General features: G+C 49.9%; 19 protein-coding genes. 16 read left to right on the top strand and 3 right to left on the bottom strand.

Translation table 11 applies throughout. The features are described from left to right. From deoC to AN963_RS03975, 3 genes are all read left to right on the top strand, one after another. On the top strand, positions 1–666 hold the full coding sequence (gene deoC / locus AN963_RS03965; protein WP_055743252.1) for a deoxyribose-phosphate aldolase: 666 nt from the start codon (positions 1–3) through the stop codon (positions 664–666). A 110-nt stretch (positions 667–776) separates the two neighbouring features. After that, complete coding sequence (locus AN963_RS03970) at positions 777–1,172, top strand: CidA/LrgA family protein (protein ID WP_055743253.1); 396 nt, start codon at positions 777–779, stop codon at positions 1,170–1,172. Then, complete coding sequence (locus tag AN963_RS03975) at positions 1,165–1,830, top strand: LrgB family protein (RefSeq protein ID WP_055743254.1); 666 nt, start codon at positions 1,165–1,167, stop codon at positions 1,828–1,830. The genes AN963_RS03970 and AN963_RS03975 overlap by 8 nt, the downstream gene beginning before the upstream one ends. Here AN963_RS03975 and AN963_RS03980 read toward each other — a convergent pair. After that, positions 1,827–2,783, bottom strand: a complete 957-nt coding sequence (locus AN963_RS03980) for a Na/Pi cotransporter family protein (protein WP_055743255.1) — start codon at positions 2,781–2,783, stop codon at positions 1,827–1,829. The genes AN963_RS03975 and AN963_RS03980 overlap by 4 nt on opposite strands. A 99-nt stretch (positions 2,784–2,882) precedes the next feature. Here AN963_RS03980 and AN963_RS03985 point away from each other — a divergent pair, with 99 nt between their 5' ends. Then, the gene (locus tag AN963_RS03985) at positions 2,883–4,178 is read left to right on the top strand and encodes a class I SAM-dependent rRNA methyltransferase (RefSeq protein WP_055743256.1); all 1,296 of its coding nucleotides are present in this window, start codon (positions 2,883–2,885) and stop codon (positions 4,176–4,178) included. 73 nt (positions 4,179–4,251) lie between these two features. On the opposite strand, the gene AN963_RS03990 is transcribed toward AN963_RS03985, so the two are convergent. Further along, a complete protein-coding gene (locus AN963_RS03990; RefSeq protein ID WP_055743257.1) occupies positions 4,252–4,743 on the bottom strand; it encodes a hypothetical protein in 492 nt (163 codons plus the stop codon). A 223-nt stretch (positions 4,744–4,966) separates the two neighbouring features. Here AN963_RS03990 and AN963_RS03995 point away from each other — a divergent pair, with 223 nt between their 5' ends. After that, the gene (locus AN963_RS03995) at positions 4,967–6,097 is read left to right on the top strand and encodes a D-alanine--D-alanine ligase (protein ID WP_055743258.1); all 1,131 of its coding nucleotides are present in this window, start codon (positions 4,967–4,969) and stop codon (positions 6,095–6,097) included. A gap of 153 nt (positions 6,098–6,250) precedes the next feature. After that, entirely contained in the window at positions 6,251–7,387 is a 1,137-nt protein-coding gene (locus AN963_RS04000) for a TolB-like translocation protein (protein ID WP_055743259.1), read from the top strand. Positions 7,388–7,478: 91 nt separating this feature from the next. Here the strand turns inward: AN963_RS04000 and AN963_RS04005 are convergent, their stop codons facing one another. Continuing rightward, positions 7,479–8,861 carry a UDP-N-acetylmuramoyl-tripeptide--D-alanyl-D-alanine ligase gene (locus AN963_RS04005; RefSeq protein WP_055743260.1) on the bottom strand — a complete coding sequence of 461 codons (1,383 nt, stop codon included), beginning with the start codon at positions 8,859–8,861 and terminating at the stop codon, positions 7,479–7,481. 193 nt (positions 8,862–9,054) lie between these two features. Between AN963_RS04005 and AN963_RS04010 the strand changes: the two genes are divergently transcribed. The 10 genes from AN963_RS04010 (at position 9,055) to AN963_RS04055 (ending at position 17,042) form a co-directional block, all read left to right on the top strand. Continuing rightward, positions 9,055–9,384, top strand: coding sequence for a histidine triad nucleotide-binding protein (locus tag AN963_RS04010; RefSeq protein WP_055743261.1), 330 nt, complete (start codon positions 9,055–9,057; stop codon positions 9,382–9,384). A 107-nt stretch (positions 9,385–9,491) separates the two neighbouring features. Next, entirely contained in the window at positions 9,492–9,665 is a 174-nt protein-coding gene (rpsU, locus tag AN963_RS04015; RefSeq protein WP_007727630.1) for a 30S ribosomal protein S21, read from the top strand. Between the two features lie 17 nt (positions 9,666–9,682). Then, positions 9,683–10,129: a GatB/YqeY domain-containing protein gene (locus AN963_RS04020; protein ID WP_055743262.1), complete on the top strand. Its 447-nt coding sequence runs from the start codon at positions 9,683–9,685 to the stop codon at positions 10,127–10,129. Positions 10,130–10,287: 158 nt separating this feature from the next. Further along, positions 10,288–11,631, top strand: coding sequence for an NfeD family protein (locus AN963_RS04025; RefSeq protein ID WP_055743263.1), 1,344 nt, complete (start codon positions 10,288–10,290; stop codon positions 11,629–11,631). A gap of 7 nt (positions 11,632–11,638) precedes the next feature. Beyond that, complete coding sequence (gene floA, locus AN963_RS04030; protein ID WP_055743264.1) at positions 11,639–12,643, top strand: flotillin-like protein FloA; 1,005 nt, start codon at positions 11,639–11,641, stop codon at positions 12,641–12,643. Between the two features lie 11 nt (positions 12,644–12,654). Beyond that, on the top strand, positions 12,655–13,128 hold the full coding sequence (locus tag AN963_RS04035) for a hypothetical protein (protein WP_055743265.1): 474 nt from the start codon (positions 12,655–12,657) through the stop codon (positions 13,126–13,128). Between the two features lie 983 nt (positions 13,129–14,111). Further along, positions 14,112–14,309, top strand: a complete 198-nt coding sequence (locus AN963_RS04040; protein ID WP_055743266.1) for an RNA polymerase sigma factor sigma-70 region 4 domain-containing protein — start codon at positions 14,112–14,114, stop codon at positions 14,307–14,309. Between the two features lie 185 nt (positions 14,310–14,494). After that, the gene (gene yqfC, locus AN963_RS04045) at positions 14,495–14,791 is read left to right on the top strand and encodes a sporulation protein YqfC (RefSeq protein WP_055743267.1); all 297 of its coding nucleotides are present in this window, start codon (positions 14,495–14,497) and stop codon (positions 14,789–14,791) included. A gap of 23 nt (positions 14,792–14,814) precedes the next feature. Next, on the top strand, positions 14,815–16,029 hold the full coding sequence (gene yqfD, locus AN963_RS04050) for a sporulation protein YqfD (protein WP_055743268.1): 1,215 nt from the start codon (positions 14,815–14,817) through the stop codon (positions 16,027–16,029). A gap of 38 nt (positions 16,030–16,067) precedes the next feature. Further along, complete coding sequence (locus tag AN963_RS04055; protein WP_055743269.1) at positions 16,068–17,042, top strand: PhoH family protein; 975 nt, start codon at positions 16,068–16,070, stop codon at positions 17,040–17,042. The last annotated feature ends 14 nt before the right edge of the window (positions 17,043–17,056 follow it).

Below are 17,056 nucleotides of genomic sequence, written 5' to 3' on the forward strand. Positions count from 1 at the left end.
GTGAATATCAACAAATATATCGACCATACCTTACTGAAACCGGAAACGACCGCAGCGATGATTGACAAGCTGTGTGCTGAAGCAAAGGAGCACGATTTTGCTTCCGTTTGCGTCAACCCTTACTGGGTAAAGCGTTCTGCATCTTTGCTGGCAGGTACCGACGTGAAAGTCTGCACAGTGATTGGCTTTCCTCTGGGAGCGAATACGCCTGAGGTAAAAGCAGCGGAAACTCGTGATGCGATCGCAAATGGTGCTACAGAAGTAGATATGGTCTTGAACGTGGGAGCACTGAAATCGGGAGATCTGGAAACAGTCAAGCAGGATGTAGCGACTGTAAAGCAAGCAGCTGGATCCGTACTGCTCAAGGTCATCCTGGAGACAGGCTTGTTGACGGATGAAGAAAAAGAGACAGCTTGCAAGCTTTGCGTAGAAGCTGGTGCCGACTACGTCAAGACTTCCACTGGATTTGGACCAGGGGGAGCGACCGTAGAAGACATCGCTTTGATGCGCAAGACTGTCGGACCTGATATTGGTGTGAAAGCTTCGGGTGGCGTGCGTGACGGAGAAGCTGCTCAAGCGATGATCTCAGCTGGAGCGAGCCGTATCGGCACCAGCTCGGGCGTATCGATTGTGACTGGAGCAAAAGCGACAGGCAACGGATACTAGGAACACAGAAAAGCCTGGCCAAGGATAGGCCGGGCTTTTCTTCTACATATCTACTACCATACAAAAAAGAGAAAAGCAGAATGGGTGAAAGTGGGAGAGGGGGTGGCGGTATGAAGATCGTCCAGGGAATTCTGATCTTGCTCGCCTTTTACGGTGTAGGGACTATGGCGAGCAAGTGGCTGCACATACCCATGCCGGGCAATCTACTGGGAATGCTTCTATTGACACTGTGCTTGTGCATGGGCTGGATACGTATGGATTGGGTAGAACAGGCGAGTGCCTTTCTGGTTCGACACATGATGCTGTTTTTTGTGCCCATCATTGTGGGGGTAGCTTCATACATGAATTGGATTGCCAAAGACCCGTGGTCGATCATCTTGTCGATGGTGCTTGGCCCGATGATTGTCATGCTGGTAACCGGGAGAGTCGTTCAGTGGTATCTGCATCGCCAAAAGCATAAAGCAGAGCCTTCCGTGAAACAGGAAGGGAGGGCGCTCGATGCTTAGTCAACTGTTCGCCATTATCGTTACGATCGCCGGGTACAAAGGCGCGACATCGATTACATCCCGCTTTCCTCGCTTACAACCACTCATTGTAGCTGTCCTGCTCGTTTGGCTGATGTGGTGGCTATTCAGTGGCGACTGGGAGTCGTTCTCCGCAGGAGGTCAGTGGATCTCTTTCTGGCTCGGTCCAGCTACCGTTGCGCTCGCGGTCCCTTTGGCAAAACAAATCAGAGAGTTTGCTCATATCTGGAAAGGTGTCCTGCTAGGTGTGGCCGTTGGTTGTGCGGTTGCGATCCTCACTGTTTACGTTATACACTGGTGCCTGGACTCTGATGAACTACTCGTCAAAAGCATGCTGAGTAAATCCGTTACCACTCCCATCGCATTGGAGCTCTCTCGCTCTGTGGGGGGTGTGCCTGCATTGACTGCCTTTTTCACGGCATTGACAGGAATGATCGGCGTCCTTATCGCACGACCTGTCCTGAAATGGGGCGGTATACGAGAAGACTGGGCGATTGGGATTGCAGTAGGCACAAGTGCACATGCCATCGGTACCGCTAGCCTGAATCGGATCTCCTCTGTCCAGACGGCTGCTTCCAGTGTTGCGATGATTGTGGCAGGAGTCATTACCTCGATCTATCTGATTCCATTTTCTTTTTAAATTTTTACACGCTTGGACGGGTTTCGCTTGTCCGGAATGAGCCACTGAATGAACCTGGCGATTTGGCTGGTAAACGGCAGTGCGACCAACGAACAAACTAGATTGAAAATGGTTTGGGAATGGGCGATTTGCATAGAAGGATTCGCCGTTAAAAAGGCACTGACCTGGGCAAGCTGTGGAAGAAAAGGTAAAAAGGCAAGGGCTCCCGCAACATTAAACAACGTATGGCACCAGGCGACCTGCTTGGAGGCTGTATTCGTACCGATACTCGCGATGACGGCTGTGAAGCAAGTGCCGATATTGGCTCCCAACACGATGGCCAATGCAGTCTCCATAGAGAGGACGTTGTGGGCGAGAAGTCCCATCGTAATGACGGTCGTAGCTGATCCACTATGAATCAATCCGGTAAAAATGATCCCTGTCAGCAGTCCTACTCCGATCGAATGGCTGCTCTCCAGAAACAAGGATCGAAAGGTTTCGGATTGTTCCAATGGTGCCGCCATCAGCTTCAAGGTGTCGATGCCGAGAAAAATCAGCCCAAATCCCGCGACCACGAGGCCGGTGCAGCGAATATTGCGCCGGGGCATGAGCCAAAGTGCTACCCCAATGAGCAGCATAGGGATCGCGAACGATTCCAGCTTGAGGGCGATCAGCTCCGTCGTGACCGTCGTTCCCAGATTCGTTCCGAGGATAATTCCGACCGTCTGCGAAAACTGGATAATACCTGCATTGGTTAGTCCGATAGTGAGTACAGTCACGGCGCTGGAGCTTTGCAAGACAAAGGTGGCTAACAGCCCCATCCAAAAGCTGTGGATCGGCGTTCGGGTAAAGCGTGCCATCCACTGTTCCATTTTTTTGCCGGCAAGATTTTGAAAGCCGGTCCTCATGGCATACATACCGAACAGAAAAAAACTGAGCCCAAAAGTGAACGGGGCGAGGATGGACACGATCACAAAGCAAAATCCTCCTTCCCTAGACATACATGCTATTCTGCAAGATACTTATACGCTATGCCTGTACCGAGACGAGCATGACAAGGAGGCCCTATAACAGTGGCGAGAGTATTATTGAATCAACATCGAAAAAAACGACTAGAATCCGGTCATCCGTGGATATTTCAGTCAGAAGTACTGGAGATTCAGGGAGACGTATTACCGGGAGAAATCGTGGAAGTTACCAATCACAAAGGACATTTCCTCGCGAAGGGCTACATCAATCCAGCCTCTCAAATGATCGTCCGCATTTTGAGCTTTGACCCGAATGAAGAGATCGACTATGATTTTTTCCTTCGTAAAATTCGGCAGGCAGCAGAATTCCGTAACCGCTTTGTGGACAACCCACGCGCGTGCAGGGTGATTTATGGAGAAGCGGACTTTTTGCCCGGTCTGATTGTTGACCGTTATGATGGCGTGCTGGTCGTGCAAGTGCTCTCTCTCGGAATCGAGCAACGCCTGGACTGGATTCGCGACGCGCTGGTGGAAGTATTTGCGCCAGAAGGCATTTATTTGCGTAATGATGTGCCTGTGCGCAAGCTGGAAGGGCTGGAGCAAGGTCAGGGCGTCCTGTACGGAGAATGCCCTCGTGAGGTCTTGATCGAGGAAAACGGACTAAAGTACTACGTGGATATCGTCGAAGGACAAAAGACCGGATTTTTCTACGATCAGCGAGAAAACCGCGCTTCTATCGCCCCGTTGATGAAAGGCTGGGGAGAAAAGCATGGCATCTCGTTGCAACCCGTCGACGTCGATGGAGAGCAAATGGTGGTGCCAGTCGACAAAAGAGGGAAAGTGATCAAAAATCCGTTCTGGGATGGCGCTGAGGTATTGGAGTGCTTTACCCATACAGGCTCGTTCACACTCAACGCCTGCAAGCACGGGGCGAAAAAAGTCACTGCACTCGATATATCCGAGCATGCCATCGAAACAGCAAAGCGCAATATCACGTTGAATGGCTTTTTGCATCGTGTCGACTTTGTGGTAGCCAATGCATTTGATTACCTGCGTGAAAATGTAGAGGCAGGACGCAACTGGGATGTCGTCATCCTCGACCCACCTGCTTTTGCCAAATCGCGTGGAGCAGTAAAAGGCGCAATCCGAGGTTACAAAGATATCAACCTGAACGGATTGAAGCTAGTTCGTCCGGGAGGCTTCCTGGTGACAGCCTCGTGCTCGTACCACATGTCTCCCGAGCTGTTCCTCGACACGATTCAAGAGGCAGCGGTAGACGCGAAAAAGATTCTTCGCCTGATCGAATGGCGGGGAGCAGGAAAAGACCACCCGCAGATTACTGGAGCAGATGAGGCTCATTACTTGAAGTTTGCGATCTTCGAGGTGCGGGATCGGAAGTAGAGAACCTGGATTGTAAAAGAAAATAGAGAAAAACCCCCGTCGCATCAAACGGGGGTTCTATGTGTTTGCACGATCAAGCGAACTGTTTGTCGCTCCTGATACGACGGATGATCTCGAGGGACTGTTTGAGCCCCAGCTCTTTGCCCAGCATAACTTGTCCTTCTGCTGGGGTGGAAGCTCGCGCCTGGGTCATCATTTGCAGCTCGTGCGAGAGCAAATGTTCGATCAAATAGAGCTGTACCTGTCCAATTTCTCGTTCGCTCTTTCGATCACGCTCACTGAACTTCAGACGTTCCTGACTTTCTTCTACGTACTTGTCGATGTCGTTTTCCAAAAAGTGTGAAGCGGTGCAAATGATGTTACGATAGTCTTCCGTCTGGGAGGGAATCGTACGGACGGTATGACCGAGGTGGGAGAGCAGAAATTTGTTCAGAACGACATCATTGCGGGTGTAATTATTGTGCAAGAGGGAGTACTCCCCTAAAAAAGACCCGCTGTCTTTGTCAAAACTGTGCAACAACGTATAAGAAGAGCAGTACGTACAATAGACGAGATAGTCTCTCATGGACATCCCTCCAACAAAAATAGCTCCATGACAGGAAGTTTATTTGCTATGATATGACGGACAGAGTCCATGGGTGAATCCCTTGAAATTAGCAAATGGTTTGTGTATGCTGGGTGATGGGCTCGGCCCGGTAAAGAGCAGATGATGGGCTTTTGCATAGCATAGGAGAGAAAGATACTGGGTAGGCTCTCTGCCACAGCAGAGGGGAAAGGAGTAAGGAAGAATGGGAAACGAGAAGATTCGTCTAGGTATTATTTACGGTGGGAAATCCTCGGAGCATGAGGTTTCATTGCGTACGGCCTTGTCCATTATGAAGGCGGTGGACGCAAATAGATACGAAGTGACTCCTATTTACGTCCAGCTCGATGGCTCATGGGTGAAAGGGGATGCGATCGCCGGACAATTGCCGGAACGAATCGATGCGCTACGGCTGTCATCAGGAAGCCCAGACGAAAACACAGAGATAAGCTCAACAGGACGGCAAATGATTCCTTCCTCCAAGCCAGCTTCCCTGTTTTCAATCGGTCAACAGGTAGATGTGATCTTTCCGGTTGTTCACGGACCAAACGGAGAAGACGGCACCATCCAAGGCATGCTGGAATTGGCAAATCTACCGTATGTAGGAGCAGGTGTCATGGCTTCTGCAGTCGGTATGGACAAATGGATGATGAAAACGGTCTTTGCCCAAACAGGATTGCCTCAGGTAAAGTATGTGGGTCTGCTGCGTTCGCAATGGGAGAATAATCGGGAAGGTACCATGGACCGGATCGAGCATGAGCTCGGCTACCCTTGCTTTGTAAAGCCAGCTAATATGGGTTCCAGTGTAGGAGTCAATAAAGCGAAGAATCGGGAAGAATTGGCGACGGCACTCAATGTTGCCGCAAAATTTGACCGTCGATTGATTGTAGAAGAGTTTGTGAGCGCCCGCGAGCTGGAGATTGGTGTCCTCGGAAATGAAGAGATGATTACATCGGTAGTCGGCGAAATCATCGCAGCCAAAGAATTCTACGATTATGAAGCCAAGTACAAAGGTGCTGGCACAGAGCTGGCTATTCCAGCTATGGTACCGGAACATGTATCGGAACAAATCGCTGATGTCGCGAAGAAAGCATTTCAGGCGTTGGACGGCTCAGGTCTCTCCCGCGTTGACTTTTTCTGGGATGAGAAAAACGACAAGCTGTACATCAATGAAGTCAACACCATGCCTGGCTTTACCCCGTTCAGTATGTATCCCATGCTGTTTCAGGCAGCGGGTATCAGCTATAGCGAACTGATCGATAGATTGGTGCAACTGGGTATCGAGCGACACGCAGACAAACAGCGTAATATCGTGGATGCCGAAGAGTTGGAATAGGAACAGTGCTCTGCGACTTAACATGACGATAATTCAAAGGATGCCAATGTCTGGCATCCTTTTTTGCATATCTGCCCCTACTGACCGTAACAAAAGTAAGCTCTTCCCCGTCTCAGAAGAGATCCATTTTTTACAAATTAGGAGCGTGCTTACGTGAAACGATTACTACTTGTATCTATACTTACCCTTGGTTTGCTTGGTTCGGTACTTCCATCGGGGACGCAGGCGAACGGACAGTCTGAACAACCGACCCACGAACCTTCTGTTATCTATCAGATCACAGCGGATGGAAAGTCAAAGAAAGTCGTGGCCCAAATGCCGTACATGCATAGAGGGGCTATATCGCCATCAGGACGCTATGTCTATACCGAACGCATCGGCTATGGGAAGGATGACCCTACGGTGCCGTATTTGTACAACATTCAGACCAAAAAGCTCACACAGCTGAGCGGTTTTGCCAAATGGTCTCCAAAACAGGACACCCTTTATATTCAGGAAAGAGGGGGAATCATCCGAGTCAATCCTGCAGATGGAACGAAGACTGTGCTGGTACAAGCTGTCCCACAGTATCCGGTGCTCGATTTTCTTGTGTCGCCGGACGAACAGTATATGGCCTTTTCCAGAAAAAATGAAAAAAGCGGGGACGCTAGCCAAGCGACGCATCTCTACCTGCAGCACTTGCCTACGAGAAAAATGAAAATCAATGACCGCTATGCATGGGAACTGACTGCATATAGAGGGATTGAGCAATTTTACTGGCTTCCCACCTCGAAAAAGCTGTTCTATCGGACCAAGGATGCGTACAAGGAGCTGGATCTTCCGACTGGATTGAAGTATGTACACAAGCTGTATGCATTTCCTTCGTATTCGATGGACATGAAGTATCGGTATGTGCTCGCATCTAACGAAGAATATCTATTGGATCTGCAATCAGGGAAAAAGGTGATGTTGCAAAAAGAGCCGCAGATGATCATGGAAGGGCAATTGGATACCATCTCCTGGTCGCCAGCTGGTCACCAGTTTGCGGCAGAACAATTTTTTCGGCCTTCCAATAGCCAAGATTCCTATATGATGCTTCGGTACTATCGAGAAGCTCCAGGTTTCCTGCTTCCATTTGGGGGAGTGGGACTGAGTGATTACAGTCCATATCTGAACAAAAAAGCCAACGTCCGACTGATCGGCTGGGCAAAAGACGGAAAATCATTCTACGTTGCGGACTGGGCTTCCATTTACAGCTCGGATTTCTCTCCGGAAAAGCTCGACCCCTACCTACAAGTTATGGAGAAATAAGGGTGAATCAATAGATGGGAGGAATAAAAAGACGCCACTTCTCTGCAAGAATCGCAGAAGTGGCGTCGTATTCATTTACTAGCTTCTCGGGTTACGGTTGTTGTTCCAGATCAGTGATGACAGTCCACAGCTCCATACCGCGTGAAGCTTTAAACAGAAATGCATGATTCTCGTCGCGTAAAGGGAGCAAAGCGGCTACTGCCTCGTCCTTAGTGGCAACGTGGAGCTTCTTACCTTCGTAAGCATCGCTGATATGGCGGGAATGCTCCCCGACCGTCAGGAGCATGGAAAAACGATTGCGCAGAGCGTTTGCAAATGCTCCTACTTGAGCATGCATGTCGTCACTATCAGGGCCTAGTTCATACATGTCGGCCAGAACTAATACCTTTTGTCGTTCAGGGAACAGATCCGCAAACGTACCGATCGCCGCTTCCATGGAGGTCGGACTGGCATTGTAAGCGTCACTGATGTAAAGGGCCCCATGAGTGGAGTTCACCTGCTCAAACCGCATGGCGGAGAGCTTTACTGTCGAGAGTGCGTCTGCGATTTGTGTCACGGACATTCCCAACCGTTTGGCGATTGCTACAGCTGGCAGGGCATTTAGGACGCTATGCTTTCCGAACAAGGGCAGGAAGGCGGGAAAACGCTCTCCTGAGGCAAAGCACACGGTAAAATGCATGCCGTCTTCGTCAGAGCGGATCTCTTCTGCCCAGATATCAGCCGGACCTTCCACCGAATAATAGGCGACCTCGCCCGGATACAGATGGGCAATCATACGCAAATATTCGGAGTCGCCGTTCAAGAGAACGAGCCCGTCTGGGGAAGTGTGAGGGAGGAGCTCTGCTTTGGCGAGGGCAATTTTCTCCCTTGAACCAAAGAACTCCATGTGAGAATCCCCTATGTAGGTGATGACGCTGATTTCGGGCTTAGCAAGGGAAGCAATCAGATCAATTTCCCCTGCGTGATTCATCCCCATCTCCAATACAGCTGCCTGGTGATGCTCCTCGATTTGCAGGAGAGAATAGGGCACGCCCAAATGATTATTCAAGTTTTTGTACGTTTTATAAACGGGGAAATGGCTCTCAAGTACGTGTGCAATGATATCCTTCACGGTCGTTTTTCCGATGCTTCCCGTAACGGCAATGTGCGGAATCGAAAGCTCTCTCCGATACCCGGCAGCCAGCTTTTGAAAAGCACGTTCGGTGTCATTGACCAGAATCAGTCCAAATCCCTGTGGCAAGCCCTGCGGAACTTTATTTTCATCTGAAATAACCGCTGCGACGGCGCCTTGCTCGGCCGCTTGGAGGAGAAAGTCATGGCCGTCACGGGCTCCGCCGGTCAACGCAACAAACAGCGATCCTTCTGCTAACTGGCGCGTGTCAAAGTGAACGGCAGTCAACTGCAAGTCAGGATCACCTGCTCGCACCAGCCCTTCCGCTTTTATGGCCGCATGTTCCAATGCGATTGGTTTCATGTCCACGAGCTCCTTTATGTTGTAATGAGTCCAAACCTCGAAGTCATGCTATCACGCACACTTTACCGCCGCAAGGGTAATTTGCTGTCGAAAGATTGCTTTTCGTTTGGACTCTCCGCTATCATAGTACTATCTTCTCATACATAGTTGGACGAAAGTATGCTGCATCATTGCAAATGAAGGGTGATTTGAGATGGAAAAAAGTATTTTCACGAGAATAATGGACGGTGAGATCCCTGCACGTGTAGAATACGAAGACGAGCAGGTCATCGTCATTCACGACATCGCTCCAAAAGCTCCCGTACATCTGTTGATCATTCCGCGCAAACCAATCGCGACATTGATGGATGTACAGACAGAGGATTTGCCCTTGATCGGCCATATTCATGTGGTTGCTCAAAAGCTAGCGAATCAGCTGGGACTGAAAGGTTTCCGCCTGATCAACAACTGCGGCAAAGAAGGTGGACAGGAAGTTTTCCACATTCATTATCATCTTCTTGCAGGCTTTCAGGAAGAAAAATGAACTAAAGGTTGACCTTCTTTAGTCAACTATCCTATAATGAAGTGTGACAGTCTGTTCGTACGTTCGATTCAGGCGTCCCACGGTTTTAGCGGAGGGAGGGAAGACAAATGGCAGAAATTCGAGTCAAGAAAAACGAGTCTTTGGATAGCGCACTTCGCCGCTTCAAGCGTGAGAGCGCAAAATCCGGGGTGATGGCGGAACTCCGTAAACGTCGCCACTTTGAGAAGCCAAGCATTAAACGCAAGAAGAAATCCGAAGCAGCACGCAAACGTAAGTTTTAATTGACGGAGGGCCCATCATGAGTGTAATGGAGCGACTCGATCAAGATATGAAGCAAGCAATGAAGGACAGAGCTGCTCTGAAACTCTCTGTTATTCGCATGGTGAAAGCCGCGTTAAAGAACGAAGAGATTAACAAAGGCAGACTTCTGTCTGACGACGAAGTGCTGACCATCTTGACTCGTGAGTTAAAACAACGCCGTGAATCCCTCCACGAATTTGAAAAGGCAGGCCGCGTGGACCTCGCCTCGAAAGCGCGCGAAGAGATCGACGTGCTCGCCGCTTACTTACCCGCTCAGCTTAGCGAACAAGAAGTTCGTGATATCGTTCGGGAAGCTATTGTAGCCACGAATGCCTCCTCTAAAAAAGAGATGGGCAAAGTAATGGGTGCAATCATGCCGAAAGTGAAAGGCAGAGCAGACGGAAACCTCGTGCAAAAGATTGTATCTGAGGAACTACCATCGTAGACGAGTAACACCTCATATAGATACGAACAGGAAGAACCCAGCCGGTTGACGGTTGGGTTTTTTCTTAGTTTGTTAAAAAAATGAAACGATTCCCATTGTGTTTCGTATACCTTATAAGCCATTCGTGGAAGCTGATAGGTAGAGAGGAGGGAGAGGCGATGAATACAGCACGGCCAGCAATACGTCCGTTGCGGGTTATGCTATCGCTGCTAAGCTTGCTGACGGGACTCATGATGCTTGTTTCGGGACAGACTGCATCCGCAGCGACCTATCAAAAAGCGTTTTGGATTCCCGTGGATAATACGATTGAGAGAGGCTTAGAGAGCTTTCTGAAGCGGGCTTTTTTAGAAGCGGAGCAGCAGCAAGCTGATCTTGTCATCCTGGATATCAACACGCCAGGGGGAGAAGTGAATGCGGCTGGAGAGATCGGACAGCTCATCCGACAAGCTCCGATGCATGTGGTCGCTTATATCGACAATCAAGCATTTTCAGCCGGGACTTACATCGCGTTGAATGCGAATGAAATTGTGATGACGCCAGGTAGCAGTATGGGAGCAGCGACACCGATTGATATGGCTGGGAATGCGGCAGATGTAAAAGTCATCTCTGCGTGGTCCAAGCAAATGCAAAGCGCTGCCAAGCTGAACGATCGCAATCCGGACGTCGCTCGTGCGATGGTGGAGATTGACACTGACTTTCCAGGGTTAAAGGGCAAAGGTACTGTGCTCTCACTGGATGCGCTTACAGCTGAAAAAGTCGGATACGCGGATCGGGTGGTTGCAGGTAAAGACGAATTGCTCAGTAAGCTAGGAGTAAAATCCGATGCGGTGCAGAAGATTGAACCGACAGCAGGTGAGCGCGTCGCCAGATGGGTTACCAGTCCGGTTATCATGAGTCTGCTGTTAGTGATTGGATTGGTTGGGATTGTAGTTGAGCTATTCGCACCCGGTTTTGGAGTTGCGGGTACGATTTCACTGGTATCATTTGGATTGTACTTCTTCGGTCACTTTGTCGCGGGTTTTGCCAACTGGCTGCACATCGCACTGTTCATCATAGGAATATTTTTGATGATCATGGAAATATTTTTGCCGGGTGGTATTGTCGGGGCCATTGGTTTCATCAGCATCGTCACGGGTTTGGTTATGGCGGCCTACGATACGCAGCAGGGACTTGCATCTTTGGGAATTGCCGTTGTCATTACGGTGATCATCACAGTCCTGCTAGTGAAACGATTTGGGGTGAAGGGGTTGTTCAATAAATTCATTCTTGGAGACACCCAACGAAACGAAGAAGGCTACGTAGCACCAAAAGACCAGCGAGATCTTTTGCACAAAGAAGGGATTGCCCTTACACCATTACGTCCTGCCGGTATGGTTAAGGTAGATGGCAAGAGAGTAGACGCCGTGAGCATGGGTGGCTTTGTGGCTGCAGGTACGCCTATTGTCGTCATTCAGGTAGAAGGCACGCGCGTCGTCGTGCAGGAACAAGAACAGAAGGAGTGATCGTTACATGTTAGAAAGCGGATTGATACCACTCATTTTTATGGTGGCAGTAGCCATTGTCGTCCTCTCCATATTCTTTTCGTTTGTTCCCGTCATGCTCTGGATTTCCGCATTGGCGTCAGGAGTGCGCATCGGGATCATCACATTGGTAGCAATGAGACTGCGCCGCGTTATTCCATCGCGGATTGTGAATCCATTGATCAAGGCGCGTAAAGCAGGTTTGGAGTTGGATACGAATCAACTGGAAAGTCACTACCTGGCCGGTGGTAACGTCGACCGTGTAGTAGATGCGCTGGTTGCCGCTCAGCGTGCTGACATTCCGCTCGGTTTTGAGCGTGCGGCTGCCATCGATTTGGCTGGTCGTGACGTGCTGGAAGCGGTGCAAATGAGTGTAAATCCAAAAGTAATCGAAACACCAATCGTAGCCGCGATGGCTAAAGACGGGATTGAGTTGCGTACAAAAGCGAAAGTAACAGTACGCGCGAATATTGACCGCCTAGTCGGTGGTGCGGGCGAAGAAACTGTTATTGCTCGCGTCGGAGAAGGGATTGTCTCGACAATCGGTTCGTCTAACAGCCACAAAGATGTGCTTGAAAACCCAGATCTGATCTCCAAAACAGTCTTGAACAAAGGATTGGATGCAGGGACGGCCTTTGAAATTCTGTCCATTGATATCGCGGACGTAGATGTCGGTAAAAACATTGGGGCACAGCTGCAAACGGACCAGGCGGAAGCGGATAAACGTATTGCCCAGGCGAAAGCGGAAGAACGTCGCGCAATGGCAGTAGCCCAAGAGCAGGAAATGAAAGCCCGCGTACAAGAGATGAAGGCGAAAGTAGTGGAAGCGGAAGCACAAGTACCGCTTGCACTCGCCGAAGCGCTGACCAGCGGAAAAATGGGAGTCATGGACTACTACAACATGCAGAACATTGCCGCTGACACGCAAATGCGTCAATCATTCGGTACTCCGGGCGACAAGCAAAAGAACACGCCGCCTAACGGACAGGAATAAGGGCGATCGCCATGGAAGATCTCTTTGATCTGCTCTTTGATCTCTTGGGCTGGGTACTTCCACTCGTGGGTAAGTTCTGGTTTCTCATCCTGGCGTTTATCGGGTACAAGTTTTTTGGGAAAGGCGCCAAAAAAATGGCGCAAGGTAAGCCGCGGCGCACACTGACTCCAGTTGAAAGTGGTGGCTACCCCCAGCAGGCTCCACAGGTAGAGCGCAAGCAAGTTCGTGATTCTTCCAAGTACGAGCCGGTTCAATTAGAATCCATGGAAGGCATCAGTGTCGAGCAGGAATGGGCATTTGCTGAGCCTGATCATTCGCTGCGAGCCAGCGTGCAAAAGCAACCTCAAACTGTTGTACAGGAACAAGCTGAGACGCCTGTGACTGAATTGGACCCGCGCGAAGGAATGAAGTGGGCGATTATCTTCGGTGAACCGCGTGCCAAAGCACCTCATGGCTCGCCTGGTGCTCATAGAAGAAATGCGTAATGCTTTGGAAGACAGGTGGACCTGAGGGTTCGCCTGTCTTTTTTTTAATATCGGAAAGTATAAATTTTGAGGGATTACGAGCTCATTATTTATCAATAGGAATATAAAAAAGATGGGGATATAAACATTGCTGAGGCGGGGAGAAGCAGGTTTCCGATCTCCGCTCCGGTCTACACCCTGCGAAGAAGGTAAGACTGTCCGCTCCGCAACGATTCACGGGGAATCGGTAAAGCAGTAGTCGCTTCGTAGGGAACACAGAGGTACCGCTTCTTGATCCCGTGAATTCGTTGCTCCGCTTAGCTGGGTTCCGAAGTCGCTCCGCCTGGAAACCTGCTTCTCCAGTGAGCTATTGTGGTTTTTAGCCACCTAGTTTTTATGGAATTCATGGGGGAAAAAGCTTATTCTCCCAATTGCTTGCGCTTCGAAGGGCGATGGTGAAACAAGCTTTCGTTCTTCGCAGGCATTGTCCCATGTAGGGTTTTCTCAAAGAAATTCCGGAGAAAGCTCCCAACAGAAGGCAAGTGGAAGAGTCAGGGCTGGCCGAGGAAAAAGGAGAAATAAGCGAAGATCTTTTGGGTCACCCGCCGAATCGGAATGGGAAAAGAGAAACACGGTCTTAAGCGTCCACCTCTGAGATTCACCGTGAATCAGCTACTTTGGACGCGGTTTCGCTTTTTCTATGGAGATGAACAGGGATGACCCCTCAGCAGGGGACCCAAGAAGCTGGAGCGTTTTCTCCTTTTTCCTCCCTTCCACTACAGTTTGATTGACCTCCAAACCAAAGGATGCGGGCGAAATTCCCGCGTTTTTCTAAGTATGAAAGAATCGAGATAAGAAGATTTGTCAAAGCAGATCGTGCCGTTTGCTGATCATCCTTGTCGAAAGATCGCGAATATCTTATCTTGTGTCATTTCTCGCGGTTGACTATTCTGATTGTATAGAAATTTTTTCCAATCGTTTAATAAGGGGTAGTGGACAAGCAAATGAATCAACAAGTTTATGAAAAAATGGGGCGTTTCCGTCAGAAAGTGATTCGGCTTGTCTATGTGGAGAACAAATCCATATACGAAACGGCCATCGCTTGCGGATGCACAGCAGAAAAAGTAAAGCAGGTCATGAAAAAGTGGAAAGCACTATCACGCAATGAAGTTTTAACCCTACCGCCTACAGACGAACAATAACAAACAAGGCCTTTGTCGCTCATCGGAAACGAAGCGGCATGGGCTTTTTTCTTTTCATGAATGCCGCTTATGTCCATCGCATACGCATAGGTAAGACCGGTTTTGCACGGCCATTAGACCCAAATCTGCCTTAGCAGAGGAAGCATATTCGGCGCAGTAGCGCTAGTACGAGGGGGGGCTAATCCATGAAGCGTTGGAGCCGCCGTCTGCGCCAACTGGCGGGAGGGGTTTTGGAGCTGCCGCAAGATGTTGTCCTGGAAGTCCCGCGCATCACGATGATCGGCCATTTGCAAATGTACATAGAAAACCACCGCGGAGTTCTCCACTTCAGTGAAAAAGAGCTCCGCTTGCTGTTGACGAATGGACAGATGATCGTATCAGGAGAGCAGCTTGTCATCCGTGCGATCTTGCCTGAGGAGGTTCTGCTGGAAGGCAGAATCGGCGGCGTGAAGTTTCTGGAAACCGGGCCACAGGGCTCGTAACAATTGGGAGGGCGGAGAGACAGATGCGAAATGGACTGAAAGAGTGGGTGGACGGACATGTCACCATCACCGTACGGGGGAAGCGGTTCGAACGCTTATTGAATATGGCTATTCGAGATGGCATACGAATTTGGAATATTCGCCGTGTGGGTGAAGATTTGACCCGCTGCGACATCTTGATTCGGGACTATTTTCGCTTACGTCCGCTGCTCAGGGAGACAGGCTGTCGCAGCCATGTGGAAGGCAGAGGAGGATTGCCTTTTTGGCTCATCCGTTTGCGTAGACGGGCAGGCCTGGCGATTGGGGCTTCTCTTTTTTTTCTCGGTTTGTACATGCTCTCCTCGTTTGTCTGGACGGTCGAAGTGAGTGGTACGAGACATATGGATCCACAAAAAGTGATCCAGGCAGCCGAACAGATTGGGATTAAAGAAGGGGTATGGAAGGTCAAACTAAAAGAACCACTGGTTTTGCAAAAAGAGCTGATGAGTCTCTTGCCGGAAGTGACATGGGTCGGTGTAGATATTCAAGGGACGAAAGTACAATTGCAGGTTGTGGAAAAGGATGCTCCGGTAAAGCCACTGCCCACGAGTCCGCGTCATTTGGTGGCAAAGAAGCGAGCCGTCATTTCCAAAGTGTTGCCCGAAGTGGGAAAGAGTCAGGTGACGATCAACCAACTGGTAGAAAAAGGACAGGTACTGATTTCGGGAATCATTGGCAATGAAACGCGACAGCAGGTCGTTTCGGCACGGGGGACTGTGCGTGGCGAAGTCTGGTACGTCAGCGAGACATCTCTACCTCTTACTCAAACCATGTACCGCTTGACCGGGGAAAATCAGGAGCAGCAGTACCTTCTGATCGGTCCCTACGCTGTCCAGGTATGGCCGTTGAACAAACAAGCGTACACGCATTCGGAGAGCTCAGAATCACGCTTTCTGCCTTCCTACGCTGGGTATACCTCACCAATTGGCTGGAAGACTGTCCACACTACAGAGACTGAGCCAATCCAGCGCCAGATGAGCGTCGAGGAAGCGACGGAAATCGCTAAGCGGTTTGCCCGAGAGGATATTTTGCGGAAGGCAGGCAAGGATGCGGAGATTTCAGATGAAAAAGTTTTGCACGTCTCAACAGAGAATGGTAAAGTTTACTTGAGCATTCATTTTTCCGTCATTGAAGACATTGCAGTTGAACAACCGATCGTCGGAATACCACAGACACCGGCTGAGACTAGCAAGCCATGACGAATTGCTGATTACCGTTGCAAGGAGATGGAAGCCTGTTGCACCTACACGATGAGGTAAGAATCCCATTTGCAGACGCATCTGAGGCCTTGCTGTTGTTCGGACCACACGACGCGTACTTAACATTGATCGAAGAAAACAGTTCTGCCAAAATCATGACGCGAGAAGGCGAGCTCGTGATTAGCGGTGACAAGCCAGAAGTGGATAAGCTGGCTGAACTGATCGGTATCTTGCTGCAACTGATCCGCAGAGGGATAACTCTTTCTGAGCGCGACATCTCGTATGCGATGGTGTTGTGCAACCAGGGAGAAGCCGCCCAATTGCTGGATGTGTACGACGAGGAAGTCGCCCGTACCCAACGCGGGAAACTGATTCGCGCCAAGACATTAGGGCAGCGCCACTATTTATCAGCGATCAAAAAGAAAGACATCGTATTTGGAATCGGACCGGCTGGAACAGGGAAGACGTACCTGGCTGTCGTCACGGCGGTTACCGCGTTAAAGAACGGACGGGTGAAACGAATCGTCTTGACCAGACCAGCTGTGGAAGCAGGAGAAAGCCTTGGATTTTTGCCAGGGGATTTGCAGGAAAAGGTAGACCCGTACCTGCGCCCTCTCTACGATGCCTTGTATGACATGCTAGGCAACGAACAGGTAGCTAAAATGATGGAGCGTGGGCTGATTGAAGTGGCTCCGCTGGCGTATATGCGTGGCCGTACGCTAGAAGACTCGTTCGTCATTTTGGATGAAGCGCAAAACACCACTCCCGAGCAAATGAAAATGTTTTTAACTCGTCTCGGCTTCGGATCGAAAATGGTCATTACGGGTGACGTGACGCAGGTTGACTTGCCAAAAGGAAAGAAATCAGGTCTACGGGAAGCAGAGCGAATCCTGAACCGGATTTCTGATGTTGCCTTCATCCATTTCCAAGAAGGCGATGTCGTCCGACACAGCCTAGTCCAGAAGATCATCTCGGCGTATGCCAAAGAGGAAGTCGAGCACAACTATCGATAAATCGTCTTGGATAA

Origin of the sequence: Brevibacillus choshinensis, from assembly GCF_001420695.1 — a bacterium.
Lineage (GTDB): Bacteria > Bacillota > Bacilli > Brevibacillales > Brevibacillaceae > Brevibacillus > Brevibacillus choshinensis.